19 protein-coding genes are annotated in these 15,135 nt (G+C 63.5%); 13 read left to right on the top strand and 6 right to left on the bottom strand.

Going from position 1 to position 15,135, the window contains the following annotated elements; all coding sequences use genetic code 11:
• Nucleotide 1: 1 nt before the first annotated feature.
• From AC07RV_RS38920 to AC07RV_RS38930, 3 genes are read left to right on the top strand one after another with little or no spacing between them, the layout of a single operon-like run.
• Entirely contained in the window at nt 2–1,387 is a 1,386-nt protein-coding gene (locus AC07RV_RS38920; RefSeq protein ID WP_431513432.1) for a 3-isopropylmalate dehydratase large subunit, read from the top strand.
• Nucleotides 1,384–2,010: a 3-isopropylmalate dehydratase small subunit gene (gene leuD / locus AC07RV_RS38925; RefSeq protein WP_431513433.1), complete on the top strand. Its 627-nt coding sequence runs from the start codon at nt 1,384–1,386 to the stop codon at nt 2,008–2,010. Before AC07RV_RS38920 ends, leuD begins: the two co-directional genes overlap by 4 nt.
• The gene (locus AC07RV_RS38930) at nt 2,007–3,176 is read left to right on the top strand and encodes a CapA family protein (RefSeq protein WP_431513434.1); all 1,170 of its coding nucleotides are present in this window, start codon (nt 2,007–2,009) and stop codon (nt 3,174–3,176) included. The genes leuD and AC07RV_RS38930 overlap by 4 nt, the downstream gene beginning before the upstream one ends.
• Here AC07RV_RS38930 and AC07RV_RS38935 read toward each other — a convergent pair.
• A complete protein-coding gene (locus AC07RV_RS38935) occupies nt 3,136–3,414 on the bottom strand; it encodes a hypothetical protein (protein ID WP_431513435.1) in 279 nt (92 codons plus the stop codon). The two genes, AC07RV_RS38930 and AC07RV_RS38935, sit on opposite strands and share 41 nt — an antisense overlap.
• A gap of 618 nt (nt 3,415–4,032) precedes the next feature.
• Here AC07RV_RS38935 and AC07RV_RS38940 point away from each other — a divergent pair.
• From AC07RV_RS38940 to AC07RV_RS38960, 5 genes are all read left to right on the top strand, one after another.
• Nucleotides 4,033–4,365 carry a hypothetical protein gene (locus AC07RV_RS38940; protein WP_281081750.1) on the top strand — a complete coding sequence of 111 codons (333 nt, stop codon included), beginning with the start codon at nt 4,033–4,035 and terminating at the stop codon, nt 4,363–4,365.
• 131 nt (nt 4,366–4,496) lie between these two features.
• Nucleotides 4,497–4,796 (top strand): hypothetical protein, encoded by a 300-nt coding sequence (locus AC07RV_RS38945; protein ID WP_431513436.1) that lies wholly within the window; start codon nt 4,497–4,499, stop codon nt 4,794–4,796.
• A 44-nt stretch (nt 4,797–4,840) separates the two neighbouring features.
• Entirely contained in the window at nt 4,841–5,257 is a 417-nt protein-coding gene (locus tag AC07RV_RS38950; RefSeq protein WP_444689913.1) for a hypothetical protein, read from the top strand.
• A gap of 130 nt (nt 5,258–5,387) precedes the next feature.
• Nucleotides 5,388–5,906, top strand: a complete 519-nt coding sequence (locus AC07RV_RS38955) for a hypothetical protein (RefSeq protein ID WP_431513438.1) — start codon at nt 5,388–5,390, stop codon at nt 5,904–5,906.
• Nucleotides 5,907–6,030: 124 nt separating this feature from the next.
• Entirely contained in the window at nt 6,031–6,471 is a 441-nt protein-coding gene (locus AC07RV_RS38960; protein WP_431513439.1) for a hypothetical protein, read from the top strand.
• A 616-nt stretch (nt 6,472–7,087) separates the two neighbouring features.
• Here the strand turns inward: AC07RV_RS38960 and AC07RV_RS38965 are convergent.
• Nucleotides 7,088–7,969: a LysR family transcriptional regulator gene (locus AC07RV_RS38965; protein WP_431513440.1), complete on the bottom strand. Its 882-nt coding sequence runs from the start codon at nt 7,967–7,969 to the stop codon at nt 7,088–7,090.
• A 221-nt stretch (nt 7,970–8,190) separates the two neighbouring features.
• Here AC07RV_RS38965 and AC07RV_RS38970 point away from each other — a divergent pair, with 221 nt between their 5' ends.
• The 4 genes from AC07RV_RS38970 to AC07RV_RS38985 all read left to right on the top strand — a co-directional run bounded on the left by AC07RV_RS38970 (nt 8,191) and on the right by AC07RV_RS38985 (nt 10,812).
• Entirely contained in the window at nt 8,191–8,964 is a 774-nt protein-coding gene (locus tag AC07RV_RS38970; protein ID WP_444689912.1) for an SDR family oxidoreductase, read from the top strand.
• Nucleotides 8,965–8,987: 23 nt separating this feature from the next.
• Nucleotides 8,988–9,173 carry a hypothetical protein gene (locus tag AC07RV_RS38975; RefSeq protein ID WP_444689911.1) on the top strand — a complete coding sequence of 62 codons (186 nt, stop codon included), beginning with the start codon at nt 8,988–8,990 and terminating at the stop codon, nt 9,171–9,173.
• Nucleotides 9,174–9,277: 104 nt separating this feature from the next.
• Nucleotides 9,278–10,213: a sigma-70 family RNA polymerase sigma factor gene (locus AC07RV_RS38980; RefSeq protein ID WP_307651175.1), complete on the top strand. Its 936-nt coding sequence runs from the start codon at nt 9,278–9,280 to the stop codon at nt 10,211–10,213.
• Between the two features lie 149 nt (nt 10,214–10,362).
• On the top strand, nt 10,363–10,812 hold the full coding sequence (locus AC07RV_RS38985; protein ID WP_125966279.1) for a carboxymuconolactone decarboxylase family protein: 450 nt from the start codon (nt 10,363–10,365) through the stop codon (nt 10,810–10,812).
• 137 nt (nt 10,813–10,949) lie between these two features.
• Here AC07RV_RS38985 and tnpC read toward each other — a convergent pair whose 3' ends face one another.
• The 3 genes from tnpC to tnpA all read right to left on the bottom strand — a co-directional run bounded on the left by tnpC (nt 10,950) and on the right by tnpA (nt 13,256).
• Nucleotides 10,950–12,518 (bottom strand): IS66 family transposase, encoded by a 1,569-nt coding sequence (gene tnpC / locus AC07RV_RS38990; protein ID WP_373423985.1) that lies wholly within the window; start codon nt 12,516–12,518, stop codon nt 10,950–10,952.
• A 64-nt stretch (nt 12,519–12,582) separates the two neighbouring features.
• On the bottom strand, nt 12,583–12,966 hold the full coding sequence (gene tnpB / locus AC07RV_RS38995) for an IS66 family insertion sequence element accessory protein TnpB (protein WP_132756102.1): 384 nt from the start codon (nt 12,964–12,966) through the stop codon (nt 12,583–12,585).
• Nucleotides 12,909–13,256, bottom strand: coding sequence for an IS66-like element accessory protein TnpA (gene tnpA, locus AC07RV_RS39000; RefSeq protein WP_125966278.1), 348 nt, complete (start codon nt 13,254–13,256; stop codon nt 12,909–12,911). Before tnpA ends, tnpB begins: the two co-directional genes overlap by 58 nt.
• Before the next feature lie 18 nt (nt 13,257–13,274).
• Between tnpA and AC07RV_RS39005 the strand changes: the two genes are divergently transcribed.
• Nucleotides 13,275–14,315, top strand: coding sequence for a polysaccharide deacetylase family protein (locus tag AC07RV_RS39005; RefSeq protein WP_444689910.1), 1,041 nt, complete (start codon nt 13,275–13,277; stop codon nt 14,313–14,315).
• Nucleotides 14,316–14,591: 276 nt separating this feature from the next.
• On the opposite strand, the gene AC07RV_RS39010 is transcribed toward AC07RV_RS39005, so the two are convergent.
• Nucleotides 14,592–15,068, bottom strand: a complete 477-nt coding sequence (locus AC07RV_RS39010; protein WP_431513443.1) for a hypothetical protein — start codon at nt 15,066–15,068, stop codon at nt 14,592–14,594.
• Nucleotides 15,069–15,135 lie beyond the last annotated feature (67 nt).

The raw sequence follows: 15,135 nt of genomic DNA on the forward strand, positions 1-15,135 counted from the left end.
CATGCCATCCACCACACTGGACAAGATTTGGAACGCGCACAGAATCAAGTCCTCGGCCGATGGCCTGGACCTGCTCTTCGTGGACCGCCACTATCTGACAGACCTGAGCGGCACGCTCGGCCTGGAGGACCTGCAGGCGGCGCGCCGCCCCATCCGGCGACCCGACCTGAGCGTGGCCATTCCCGATCACATGATTGAGACCGAGCCCAACGGCGAGGCGGCAACGCTGCCGGCCAACCGCCGGTTCGTGGAACCGCTGAAGCAGCTGTCCGCGCAGGCCTCGATCCAGCATCTCGGCCGCGAGTCGGGACGGCAGGGCATCGTCCATGTCACCGCGCTGGAAGACGGCCTGACCTTGCCCGGGCTGCTGGTGGTCTGCGGTGACAGCCACACGACGACCCACGGCGCGGTCGGCGCGCTGGCGTTGGGCATCGGCTCCACCGAGGTGGCGCACGTGCTGGCCACGCAGGCGATCTGGGTGAAAAAGCCGCACCAGGCCAGGGTCCGCCTGATCGGGCGAACCGGCGCGGGCGTATTTGCAAAGGACATCGCGCTGGCTCTGATCGCCAGCCTACAGGCAGACTTCGGCCGCGAGCATGCGCTGGCCTTCGAGGGCGAGGCTGTGGACCGCATGTCCATCGAGGAGCGCGCGACGCTTTGCAACATGGCGGTTGAACTTGGCGCCCGCATCGGCTACGTCGTGCCCGACGAGACCACCTTCAGCTACCTCGCGGGGGCGAGGTCGGCGCCAGTGGGCGACATGTGGGACGCCGCCGTCGAGGCATGGCGCGCGCTGCGGCCCGACGAGGGCGCGGTCTACAACAAGGAAGTCGAGTTCGACGTGTCCGGCCTGCTGCCGCAGATCACGTGGGGAACCAGCGTCCAGCATGGGATGGCGATCGACGCAGCCGTCCCCGGCGGCAGCGAACTGGAGGCGTCGCGCGCTTACATGGACGTCAAGCCGGGCCAGAAGCTGGAGGCCACGCCGATCCAGCACGTCTTCATCGGCTCATGCACGAACAGCCGCATCGAGGACCTGCGCATCGCCGCCGGCATTGCCCGCAAGGGCAAGGTGGCCAGCGGTGTGAGGGCCTGGGTGGTGCCGGGATCGCAGGCGGTGCAGCGGCAGGCCGAGGCGGAGGGGCTCGACGCGATCTTTCGCGAGGCCGGGTTCCAGTGGCGCAAGCCCGGCTGTTCCATGTGCGTGGGCACCAACGGCGACACCGTGCCTGCGGGCGAGCGCTGCGTGTCCACCTCCAACCGCAACTTCGTGGGCCGACAGGGCCCCGGCGCGCGGACCCACTTGGCCAGCCCGGCGACGGCCGCCGCCTCGGCGCTGGCCGGGAAGATCGCCGATCCCCGACCCCTGATGGATGCACTGCCATGACCGTCCCATTCCTTCGCCATTTCGGCCGCGCGGCCAGCCTGCCGCTGGACAACATCGACACCGACGTGATCATCCCGATGCAGCAGTTGCTCAGCGTGCCGCGCAGCGAGCTCGGGCGCTGCGCCTTCAATGCGCTGCGCTACGACGAACAAGGCAATCAGCGCGGGGATTTCCCGCTGAACACCACCAAAGGGCGCGGCGCCAGCGTGATCGTGGCCGGCCGCAACTTCGGCTGCGGCAGCTCGCGCGAAGGTGCGGTCTATGCGCTGGCCGGCCTCGGTGTGCGCGTCATGGTCGCAAGTTCATATGGCGACATCTTCTACAGCAACTGTTTGAAGAACGGCATCCTGCCCATCATGCTTTCCCAAGCCGACCTGGACAGTGTCCACGAGGCCATCGCAGGCTCTCAGGAGCCGGTTGACGCCGCCATCGACCTGCAGGCGCAGCGGATTGCCCTCAGCACGGGCCTGTGGTTTCCCTTCGAGATCGACCCGGCGCACAGGCAGCGGCTGATCGACGGGACGGACGAGGTGGCGCTCACACTACAGGCCGAAGATGACATCCGCCGCTTCGAGCAGGGTGACCGGATGGCCCGCCCTTGGGCGCAACGGGCGGACGCATGACGGACGGCCCGCAGCAGACCCCGGGGCTGGTTTGCCTCGTTGCCGTCGGCGATGTCTTCCTGAACCGCGACAACCCGGCGGAGTCGTTCGTCCACGTCGGCGAGCTCCTGAAGGCAGGAGACATCACCTTCGGCAATTCGGAAGGCACCTACGCGGTCAACGAGACACCTGACGCGCACATGATGGCCGCGATCATCGCGTCGCCCGACAACATCAACGCGCTGGCGCAGACCGGGTTCGACGTCATGTCGGTAGCTAACAACCACATCAACGACTGGGGCCGCGCGGGCATGCAGTCCAGCGTCGAAAGGCTGCGCCGCGAGGGCATCCAGCCCGTCGGTTATGGACGCAACCTGGACAAAGCCTTTGCCCCGGTCCATGTGACATCCGACGGCAAGCGGGTGGCGTTCGTCGCCGCATCAATGATCGGTTCGTGGAACGCCGCGGCCACGGCCGATGGCGACGGCGTTGCCATGCTGGAGATCGCGACGGAGTACCACGACCTGCACCGGCAACCCGGCAGCCCGCCGCATGTGCGGTCACGGCCGACCGAAGCGGCCGCTGCGCGTGTAGCCCGCAGCTTCGAGGCCGCGAAGATGGACGCGGACTTCGTTGTGGCAAGTTTTCACTGGGGCGTGCACTGCTTTCCCGCCAGCTTGGCGGAGTACGAAGGGATTCTGGCGCGGCTCGCCATCGACCATGGGGCGGACGTCGTGTTGGGGCACCACCAGCACATTCTCAAGGGCGTGGACTTCCACAAGGGCAAGCCCATCCTGCACGGGCTCGGCAACTTCGCATTCGACCTCGTAGACATCGAGAAGATCGCGTCGCCCGCCGCGGTGCGCGAGACCATCGAGATTTACGGCGAGTACGGCATTTTCTCGCGCGAGGGTTACCCGACCGTGCCCTTCCATGAGGAGTCGCGGATGACGGTGGTGGCCCATGTCGGGCTTCGGGCGGGTCACGACCCGGTCGTCGAACTGACGCCGTGCATGATCAACACGAAGGGCCAGCCGGTGCCGATTCCCGCGTCAGATGAAGCTGCGTTTGCCCGCTTCCTGGCCTATGTGAAGCGGATTCACTGGCTGGCGGATCTGGACAGCGACATCCGGCAGAACGGTGACCTCATTTCGATTCGACCCGGCCCCGGCCATGCAGGACGGTGACGCAGGGCCAGCGGCCGTCATCCGGTGCGCATCTTGCGGCGCCGGCAGTGATGTCGACGGGCGCGACGACGCTGGGGGGCGGTGCGACGTTGCGCACGTGCAGCAGTGACCAGGTGACCGTCAGGTCCTGCACCTTGCGCACGTCGATCGTTCCGGCGTCAATCATTTTCGACGGCGCCGAACACGGCAGTACGCTGTGGCCCACGCCATCCGCGGCGGCCTGAGTGCGGATGCGCACGGCATCGGCCTTCAGTACGATCTGAGTCGCGTGCCGGCATCGATCATGGCGGTGTCGAGCAGCCCCCGCCGTCTATGCGCAGAACTGTCCCGGAAAGTTCAGGAATGTGTTCCCGACTTCACGTGAGCTCAAGCTGATGGGCGAAAAGCTGTTCTAAATTGTTGATTTGCTGAAGGATTTCCAGTGGAAACCATTTTCAGCCGCCGACTTCGCGGCTCGTCTCCAGATTGAAAGATCGAGCGCGTCCAAGCTGCTGTTGCGATAAGACGACTTATCGAAACAGCTGCGCTCCTTAAAGGGTCATGTCCGGCTGCCTGTGCGGAACGCCATGGAACATTCGAGAACGCGGCCACGCAGAATGCGCAGCTTGCGATCGATCGTCGAACTAAACGCAAGGATCCCCGCCGACGCGGCCGTGGCCTCTCTCGCCTGCTTCGCCGCTAGAGCGGCAAAATACAGCCACAAGCCACTTTCGGCCACAAGAGGACATCGAAGGAATTCGGCGAATGCCTTCAGAAGTTCTTCACCACACCAATCACCCACATGCCGTGCTATTCCCCTTGGAACGAGTACCTAGAGCTAGGTACCCCACAGTTTGAACAGGCGAAGGCTGTCGTCGTGGCCAAGCTCAGGGCGGTGACGCACATCATCGACTACTACTACCAATCACACGGCTTGCAACTGCCGGCACTTGCCGAAGGCACGGTGATCGATTCGCACCGCCAGCCTCGATCGCTGCGTGAGTTCGCCTTGCGCGAGATGATCTGCCACCACTTCTCCTGCGATGGGGTCGACTTCTGCTCCCTCTACGATGTTGCATCGTTGCTGAGTCCGCAGGTTGAAAAGGAGAGAGCCTATCTGGCGGTAGTGCTACCCTGTGCGACGCTTATGCGAACGCACAAGGAGCGCTTTGCGCCCTCAAGGAGGGCCGAGGATCGCCTTGACTTCTGAATCAATTTTCGCGGATCGGATTTGGGCCTGCCGGGGCCTGCCGGGGCCTGCCGGGGCCTGTCGGGGCCTGTCGGCGTGAGTCTGAATCCGGCCAGAACCGGACATTCACACTCACGGCTTGAAGGAAATCGATGGCTTGGATTCGAGACATCAACGGTCTCTACAACTTCATCGGCTATGTCGTGCTTTGCGCACCGGACAATTTTCCGGTCAGGGACTACCTTACGGCCGATCAGCAAATGACGCTGGATCGGGCGTTTGCTGAACTGCGCCACGGAGTCAAGTTGGTCATGGCTGACGCTCCCGACTTGCCGCGCATCAACGATTTGGAGAGCGTGCTCGACGAGGCGCTCGGCCTGTATCGAAACGGAGAGATAGTTCGGGCGGCCCAAAGACTTCACGACTTTGAAGCGATGATCTTCAAGTCTTGAATCGGCCAAGAGCAGAAGTTTGGAGGGGCAATTTGTCATCCTTGATGTATCTCGAAGATGGGCGGGCACTGAACCGTTCCAATCTAGGCTACTGCGGCATGCTGGTCCTAATCGCTCGCGAAATTCCCGAACAGCACAAGAGGCTACGCACATGGTTGGAGGACCTCTCCGACCGAACTGCACCCTTCTGTGAGTTCGACATACGCGGGCTGTCGGACGAACATCGACAGACGTTTTGGACTGCCGCCGCTCGTGCTGGCGTGATCATCCGAGCGAAATACGGTGGCGACGCGATGCCGAATAACGCGTGGGCGGCGGAAAACCTCCTGCATTTGTTGCGAATGCATAGCAGCATCGTGGCTGGCGAGCCGCCGTCGGCTCTTAACGATCTGGATATGACAACGCCGTATTCAGGTATGCCTGAAGATCTTCAACTGCTCTGGCGTGATGCGACAGCCTGACAGGTCTCGGCCCAATCGCCGCTTCGGGCCCCACTGCGGCGGCCGCGCGACCGGCTACAGTCGGCCAAGACCAGTCATTCGGGCCCTCAAATTTGCTCCAAGGCGGTCGTTCCTCCCATGCATCTACTTCATGCCAATTGACGTTCTGCTCTCGGTTCCCGCCGGCGGAAAGACCGCGCAGTATCTCTTGCTTTGCGCATCGCTTCGCGACGCCTTGAGCGTTGCGAAGGTGAGTGAGCAACTTCTGCTCATCGACGCGAAGTCCGCCTTGTTGCTCGAAGACGTCTACGGGCATACACATAAACCACCGGATTCTGATGAACTACTTTGGCGTACGGAGAACGCTCGTCCTGTATTGCACGAAGCCGACCTCCGCGATGACGAAAAGGAGGGCTACCTCGGAAAGTGGAATCTGGATTTCCTTACATGGCTTCGACAAATTGCCGTCGCAGTTTCCGAACCGGTCGCGATCGAATACGAGCACGAACGTGGCGACACGCCCTATGAGTCGGCTTGGTGGACCTGCGACCCACTTTCGGAAACTGGCGAAGTCGAGACCTTTGGTATCCAGAGCAACGATGGAATAGACAAGCCCGAATGGCGTGCTGAGGTAGTACGTTGTGCAGATGGCCGCATCGAAATTCGCTGAACGAGGCGGCATACGGCCAGGACCGGTCACTTGGCGTCGGAGCCAGACACCCTCGGAAGCGGTCTAGTCATCTAAATCCGCGTTACGCAGCTCAGTGGCAGCATAGAAACATAGGAGGAATGCAATGGGATTACTTTCCGACTTCTTCGTCGCGAATGAAGGAGAAGCCGCGCGCTACGCGGACCGGATGAGCGAAGATGACCAGGGCAAGGCCATTGCATTGCAATTGCGCCCGGCTGAGTACAAAGGCTTCACCGACCTTGAAGTAGGCACTTTGTGGGCAATCCTAGAAGGGAAGGAATGGGATGCTGACCTGCACGCGTTGGAAAGTGACGAGGGCGGCGATGAAGGGGACTCCTGGCTCTTCCGGTTCCCAGATCGGCTAGTCCAACTTCTTGCTCACGTCGAACACTCGGCGCTTGATGCTGCACTCCCCCGATGGGCCGACACCGAGGAGCTTCAAGTGGATGTGGCGGAACTGCGACCTGTGGTGCTGGATCTTCAAAGACTCGCTAAACAGGCGATTGCTGAACAGAAGTCGCTGTATCTATGGGGTAGCTTATGAACGCCTCTCGGATCATCTGACCGACGACGACTTTGCGGGGTATTGAACTTCGGCTTTGTACCGATGGAGCCTCAGATACGTTGACGGCATTCGGCCAGGAGCAGACTCCCGGCAACGGCCGCTTCAGGGCAGTGAAATTTGGCGCCTCGATCCAAAATCAATGGTTCTAGAGCTCGGAGGCCACATGTGTGAGTGCTTGATCGCCGCGCACGCGACCACGGCCGGGCGCTAGCGTCCGAGATCCGCCGGCGTCTGGCGCACTTCCAAGATGCCCTGATCTTGCAGGGCGGCGACGGCGCCGTCCATCTCGTGCTGCGCCTACGGGACGCCGTGCGGTGGCACGCGTTCCAAGCGGCGCCGGCCAGCCACGGCGTGACGTTCGAGACAATCGATTGCGCCGCTGTCGGCCACCGGCCACGTTGAACATCCTCTGGCCCCCGGGCATACGGACGCGGTGAGCCGGGCGATCGCGCTCGACGCGTTAGAGGCCACCCCGCGCGCGCTGCGTGACTGACGTCGAACAGCGATCGAGTCGCCAAGCTTCCGGCCGCGCCGTGGGTTGACCCAGTCATTGGGCTGTAGCGCTTACGACCGGAAGTCGACTGTCGAGCGCTTTTCAGACGCGTTCCGCTAGGCCGGCCGCGAAGTAGTCGGTCACCTGGCGCACGCGTGCCGGAATGAACTTTCGGTTGGGCCAGATGAGGCTGACATCTCGGGTTTCGCCGATGAACTGATCTAGCACTGTCACGACGCCCGCCGCGCGCAGCTCGTCGGTCAACGAAGCCCGGTAGAACATCCCGATGCCCACGCCGGCCTGCACCGCCGACAGGATCGTGTCGACGGTGTTGGAGGCGAGGTTTCCGCCTACGCGCACGCTGAACGGCCCCTCGGGCCGGCTGAACGTCCACTGGTCGATGCCGTTATAGACGATGCAGTTGTGGTGCACGAGGTCCTCGGGCGTCCTCGGCACCCCGTGCCGCTCGAAGTAGTGGCGCGACCCCACACAGACCAGCGACGTGGTGGCCACGCGCTTGACCACGGCGTCAGGGCTGCGCAGCGGGCTGATGCGGATGGCTAGGTCGATGCCCTCGGTCAGCAGGTCCTGCACGCCATCCGTGAGCTTGAGCTCCAAGCGGAGCTTCGGATGCAGCGCCAGCAGTCGCGGCACGATGGGCAGCACGTGGAGGCGGCCGAAGGTGGTCGACGCCGCGATCCGCACCAGTCCCGAAAGCTCCCCCATGCTGCTCATGAGCTCGCCGTCCACCTGCGACATCTCGTCCAGCAGCGGCTTGATGCGCTCGTGGTACCGCCTCCCGGCCTCCGTCGGGGTCACGCTGCGCGTGGTGCGGTTGAGCAGCTGCGCGCCCAGCCGCCGCTCCAGCGCGCCGACGGACTTGCTGACCGCCGACTGGGATTCGCCGATGCGGCGGGCGGCGGCCGAGAAACCGCCGGCCTCGACAACCGCCGCGAAGGCGGTCAGCTCCTGGAATCGATCCATGGGGTGTGCTCTGTTGCGTGCGGCCGGGAGGTGGCAGCCGTGACCGACGCTGCGCGACGGATTTATTCCGAACCGGACTAAGTGTAATCACGACGAGCCAGATTATCACCGACTTGGAAGCTAATTAGCATGACTGCAATGCCTCTGGATGGCATTGCAACCGTAAAGGCCGACGCCGCAGCGCCGGCTTACCCCGTGATCAGCGAACCAAGGAATCCAACATGACTTCAACAACCCACCCGCAAGCCGCGGCACCCGCCGCATCCACCTCCCTGGCAGGTAAGACGGTCGTCGTCGTCGGCGGCAAGTCCGGCATCGGCTTCGGCGTGGCGCAGGCCGCGCGGGCAGCGGGCGCGACGGCAGTCGTCGCCAGCCGCCGCCTCTCGTCGCCGCAGGAGCGTCCGGATCTCGCCGGCTTCCAGCAGGTGAGCCTGGATATCCGCGACGAGTCGAGCGTGCGAGCGGCGTTCGACGCCATCGGCGTGTTCGACCACCTGGTCGTCACCGCCGCGCCCGATCTCGGCACCTGGGGCGCGTTCATGGACGCGGAAATGAGCGGCGCGCGCAGCTACATGGAGGGCAAGTACCTGGGCAGCTGGGCCTGCGCCCGCCATGGCTCGCCGCACCTGAATGCCGGCGGCACGATCACATTCCTGACCGGCGGCATGGCCGTGCGGCCGAAGGTCGGCTTCACCGCCGTCACATCGGCGTTCGCCGCGGTGGAGGCGCTGTCGGGCTCGCTCGCGATCGAGCTCGCACCCACCCGCGTGAACACGATTCGCCCCGGCTTCATCGACACCGACATGTGGGCCTTCCTGCCGGCCGAACATCGCGACGGCCTGCGCAAGAAGGTGGAAGAGACCTTCCCCGCGCGGCGCGCGGGAAAGCCTGAGGACGTGGGCCATGCCGCAGTCTTCCTCATGACCAATCCGTATGTGACCGGCACCGTGCTCGAGGTGGCCGGCGGGGAGAACTTGGTCGCCAGCGTTTCCTGAATCTCACCGACGAGAGGCACGACATGACTGAATTCGATCTTTCCTTACGCGGCGCCGACGGGTGGCGAACGGGCCGCCGCTCCTTCCTGGCCCAGGCCGGCGGCGCCGTGGCCGGCGCGATCGCCACGGGGTATCCGTCCGGCCAAGTCATCTTGAAATCGGGGCTGACGGCAGAAAGGATCGCGTCCACCCAACTTAGGTGGACTTGATTACAGGAGCAGGGTAGCGATGAAGTATGGCATCACCCCCTACGTCGTAGACCGATGGCCGAAACTAGCCCGCGCCGAAGAGATGGCCACGCCCACCAAGGAGCTTGACCTTCGTACTAGACTTGCTCGCCATGTCGTCCGCGTCTACCGAACTGTTCTCGAACGTGCGTCCCAGGTTGATGGCTATTGGCTATCGCATGCTTTCCTCCGTACAGGAGGCGGAGGACTTGGTGCAGGACGCATGGTTGCGCTGGCATGAGGAGACGAAGTCGTCCCAGGCCCAAGTCTTGAATGCTGAAGCTTGGCTCGTGACCGTGACCACGCGGATGGCGATTGACCGTCTTCGGGCGGCCAAACTGCGGAGAGCGACGTACGCGGGCGCGTGGTTCCCCGAGCCGCTACTGGAACAGGCGCCGACCACGCCTGAGCAAGCGTGTGAGACCGCCGACAATGTGTCCATCGCCTTCTTGCTACTTCTGGACTGCCTGTCGCCGGAAGCGCGGGCCGCGTTTTTGCTGCGTGAGGTGTTTGACGCTGAGTACGAGCAAGTAGCCGAGGCCATTGGCCGAAGCAAAGCCTCCGCCCGGCAGATTGTCCATAGAGCCAAGCGAAGGCTGGAGAACGCACGCGAATCAGCGGGCATGAAGGCGCCGCCAATGCCAGCAGTGGCTCAGCTGGAACTGTTGCGACGACTCGTTCAAGCAATTTCGAGCGGTCACCTTGAGGGCATTAAGAGGCTGCTCGCAGAGGAAGCGGAGATGCTGGGCGACTTTGGCGACGTCAGGCCAAGCTTGGCGAGGCCTTTGTTTGGCGCTCAACGCATCGCTCAGCTTTACTACGCGATGCACCTTCGCCACGGTGACGCTATGCGACTTGAGCTGGCCATACTGAATGGCGAATGGTCCCTCCTGCGCTACATCGATGGTGCGCTTGACTCCGTACAGACATTTGAGTTCACCAATGTCCAGGTCTCTCGGGTTCGCATCCAGCGGAATCCGGTGAAGTTGGCAACGTTGAAGGATAAGCCACTCGTCTCCTGAGCTCCCGGCCAAACCCGCTGCCACCAGGAACCTGAGGCCTGGGGCGACATTTCTTTCCCCTGCGACTGTCACAACGCGATCACGTCAAACGTCTTGAGACCAGGTTGCTCCTGCAGCCGCATCCAGTCTCAACTTGAAGAAAGCGTTTCATGACCCGCGCAGTTTGGTTCCAAGTATCCCCGGAGGGCGCCAAGGCCATCGGTGGCCTGCATCACTTCGTCACCTCTGGCACGTCCTTGCCCAGCCAGCTTATCCATCTGGTGTTCCTGCGAGTCTCGCAGATCAATGGCTGTGCCCACTGCATCGACATCCATACCCGTGACCTGATGACTGGCGGAATGTCGGTTGAGAAAGTAGTCCTCGTGCCGGTGTGGCACGAAGCGGAGTACCTGTTCTCGGAGCAAGAGCGTGCGGCCCTCGCCTGGTCCGAGGAAGTCACCCGCGTCAGCGAAACACACGCTTCCGATGAAGCCTACGAGGCGGCGTTGGCAGTGTTCGGCGAGAAGGACTTGGTCAACCTGACCCTCACCATCGCCGCGATGAACGCCATTAACCGCATGGGCATCAGCTTCCGCATGAAGCCGCGGGCGAAAGCTTAACGGCTGCGGCGCGCCGCTCTATTGGCTGAGCTCGTGGGTTCAATTCAGTAGTGCGGCATCAACTTCCCGATCTTGCTGGCCGGCTACTGCGACGTATGCGCCAGGCGAAGTCATCTTGACGCCGGAGATGCCGCAGCTCAGGTCAGCGGCGTCCAGCGGTACGGCAGGAGATCGCGCAGTGCAGATGCTGGCTGGGTCGGCAGCCGCTGCAGTACGTCCTTGAGGTAAGCGTAGGGCTCATGGCCATTGAGCCTGGCGGTGTGCAGCAGGCTCATGATGGCGGCGGCGCGCTGGCCCGCGCGCAGGCTACCGGCGAACAGCCAGTTCTTCCTGCCCAACGCGATGGGACGGATCAGGTTCTCGATGCGGTTGTTGTCCGCGGTAAGGTCGGCGTCGTCGATGAAGCGCGTCAGCGCAGCCCAGCGCTTGAGGCTGTAGTCGATGGCCTTGGCCGTCGCACTGCCGTCTGGCACTTTCTGACGGTTGGCCATCAACCAGGCGTGCAGCAAGTCGGCCGCCGGCCTGGACTTGGCTTGCCGCAAGTGCAATCGCTCGCTCGGCCCGAGGTCCTTGGCCTCGCGTTCGATGTCGTAGAGGTTGGCGAACAGCTTGAGCGCGCCCTCGGCAAGCATGCTGCTGTGGTTGGCCCACAGCTCATGGAACTTGCGCCGTGCGTGCGCCAGGCAGCCGGCCTCGGTCACGCCGGCGCTCATCACCTGCTTGTAGCCCGCGTAGTCGTCGCAGATCAGCGTACCTCGCCAGCCGCCGCTGCCGTCTTCGGCGATGCCCAGGAAGCGCCGTGCGTTGTGCCCGGCACGGCTTTCGGCGAAGTCGAAGACCACGGCGTTGACCTCGTCCCAGACCGTGGTGCAGTAGCTCCACAAGTAGGCTCTGTGCGTCTTGCCATGACCTGGCTTGAGCATCGCCACCGGGGTCTCGTCGGCGTGCAGCACGTGGCGCCCAAGCAGGTCCTCGCGCATGGCCTGCACCAACGGCGCCAGTTCCACGCCGATGGCGCCGATCCATTCGGCCTGGGTGGAGCGCGGCACTGCGAAGCCTGCGCGGCCCAGGCTAGCCTCCTGGCGGTACAGCGGTTGGTGGTCGATGTACTTGGCCACCGCCACATGCGCCATCAGGCCGGCGGTGGCGATGCCCTTGTCGATCACGCAGGCAGGCACCGGTGCCTGGATCAGCGTCTGGCATTGGGTGCAGGCCCACTTGCCACGCACATGGCGCTGCACGCTGAAGCGTCCAGGCTCATAGTCGAGCTTCTCGGCCACGTCCTGGCCGATGCGCTTCATCTGGCAGCCGCAGCCCGGTGTGGTGCAGATGGTGTCGTCGGGTTCGTGGTGGATGTCGTGGCGCGGCAGGTGGGCCGGCAGCGCCTGGCGCTTCGGGGTCTGCTTCTCCCCTGCGGCCTTGGCTGGCGACTGCAGCTTCCCTACCTCGCGTTCCAGGGCTTGCAGGTCCTCGTCGATGACCTCTTGCAGCAGGCTCCTCTGCTCGGGACTGAAGCGTTCGGCGCTGGCGGCGAACTTCAGCCGCTTGAGCACGGCCATCTCATGGGCCATCTTGGCGTTCAGCGCCTGAGCGTGCCGTACCTCGCTCTGCAGCCGGCTGGCCAAGGCGCACACCTGTGCGAAGCTCATGCCCGAGAACGCCGGATCAGGGATTGCATCAAGGGCGTTGGCGCTGCTGCTGTCCATCAGGGCGGTGATGGTGCCAGCAGGCTTAGCCGGCCGCCATCGGCACATTCCGCAATGGACGGGCTCACACCACCTTGATCACGCCGGCCTCGCCAACACGCTGCCAGGGCAGTCCGAGCACCAAGGCGTTCAGCTGCGAGTGGGTCAGCGACAGCGTGCTGCCATCCCTGGGCCAGACAAAGCGGCCGCTGTTCAGCCGCCGCGCTGCCAGCCACACACCGATGCCGTCGTGTACCAGCAGCTTCATGCGGTTGGCCCGTCGGTTGGCAAACAGGTAGGCGTGGTGGGGCCTGGCCTCGCCGAAGACCTTGACCACGCGGGCCAACGCCGACTCGGTGCCAGAGCGCATATCCAGCGGCTCGCAGGCCAGCCACACCGCCTCCACACGGATCACCGCAGCAACTCGCGTGTCCAGATCGCGAAGTTCGTTGCGGCACTGGCCGGCCATGTGATGATCATCGTGATCGGGCCGCGGCGCAGTTCGACGCGGATGTCTGCCGACGAGGCAGCAGCCTCGGGTGACGCCATCAGCGGCAGTGCGATGAACTCGCCAGCCTTGACGGGTCTCACTTGGCCTTCGCGGGCCAATTGCCGCCAGCGGTGCACGACGTTGGCGTTGATGCCGTGCGCCATCGCTACCTTGGCCACCGACGCGCCGGGTTCATTGCATTCGGCTACCACCTGGGCCTTTGCCGCAGCGCTGTAGTGTCGCCGGGACTGTGTCTTCTCGCTTGTCATCGCGTCCACCTAAGTTACGTGGACGCGATCGTTGCCGCCGTTTCTCTTCAGTTCAAGATGACTTGGCCGGACGCATACGCCACGGGCGCGCTGTTGGGCGATGCGCACGCGCAGTCCGCCGGCACGCCCACGGGCCGCGCGCCCGACGGCGCGACACCGGCCGCCTCCCGCGGCGGTAAGGGCCTCTGGCCGAACGGTGCTCGCCTGGCGGTGAGCGTCTCGATGATGTTCGAGGGCGGCGGCCAGCCCATCTCGGGTGCCGCGGGGCCGATCCCGATTCCGATCGACAAAGGCGTGCCCGACCTGCCGACCAACGCCTTCTTCGCCTATGGCCGCTATGAAGGCATCCCGCGCGCGCTGGACCTGTTCGACAAGCACCGCATCAAGGTGTCGTCGTTCATGATCGGCGAGGCCATAAAGAACGCCCCCGACTTGGCCCAGGAGATCGTGCGCCGCGGCCACGAGGCGGCCGCTCACGGGCCCACCTGGAGCAATTCGTACAACCTTTCGCGCAGCGACGAGAGGCGCTTCATCGCGGAATCGGCCGAGATCATCCACAAGGTCACGGGCCAGCAGCCGGTAGGCTGGAACGCGTTCTTCTTGCGCAACTCGGTGCACATCCTCGAGACGCTGCAGGAACTCGGCTTCGTGTATCACATCGACGAGCCGAGCCGTGATGAGCCGTTCATCATTCCGGTCAACGGCAAGGACTTCGTGACGGTGCCGTATACGTTCCACCTGAACGACATCTCGGCCTACCCGTTCGAGGGCTACAACCCGATCGCTTACGAGCAGGCGTTAAAGGACGAATTCGACCAGCTCTACGAAGAAGGCGCGAATGGGCGGCGCATGATGCTTGTGGGATTCCACGACCGCATTAACGGACACGCCAACCGCATCCGAGTGCTGGATCGGTTCTTCACCTACGCGCGTTCCAAGCCGGACGTGTGGTTCGCGCGCAAGGACGAGATCGCCCGCTGGGTGCTGGCGCATCGCGAGAACACGCCTATCGTGCAGCGCGGCCCGGCCGCCATCTCGGGCCTGCCCGGGCCAGATTGATGCACGCGCCAATTCCAAACGCAACACTGCGGAGTTCTTGAGCGGTATCCTCAGTCGGCAGCAGCTGACTGTCACGAGTGTCCGGCTTCGGGCATTACGATCGGTGGCTCGAGTGTCGCATACGGGCCCAAAGCCGTCGTATGCGAAACTCGAAAGCAGTCGCTCAGGAGTCGAGCTTCGACGCGTCCTGTGGGGCCTTCGGGGCGACTTGCTTTTGACTTGTCCCGATGCGATACAGCCCGAGTACGACCTCAGAGAACGAATTTCGCCCCCGGCTCATCTAAGCGGGGAAGCGGCATTCACTGTAGTGGAAGCGAGTTCGGGGCGTAGCCGCACCAAGATCTTTCTGTCCTGTTCAATCTCGTTGAGGATGCGAACGCGCGCTGCAACAGGCACTGAATCACTCAGCGCCGCGATCCCTAGAGCTGATGCAGCATTTGGCCGAGTGGTCACGCTCGCCTCAAATGTTCCGAGGTAGAGGACCTCGCCGGCCACCACGTCGAAGCGATAGACGAAAGGCAAACGCACACCACCGTGATAGATACCAAACTTTCCCCGAAACAGAACGCCGATCTGCGACACCTCGTAGGTGCCTGGCTTTAATGCATAGCCCACCAGCACCCGCTGGCCGGTTTCGGAGGACCTTACTGCCTTTTCGACCTGCCAAGCGCCGAAGTCCTGCATATGGGCAAGGGTTGTGAATCGGCGTTGCTGTCGTGTCCCGCCATTGATTGGCAATGCTTCAAAGTCCATGGCCGGCACCCCTTGTACCGAAGAGTCGGAACCAAAAGAGGCAATTACTAGGCCGGTGCTCTCATTT

This window comes from Variovorax sp. GW821-FHT09B01 (assembly GCF_059418345.1).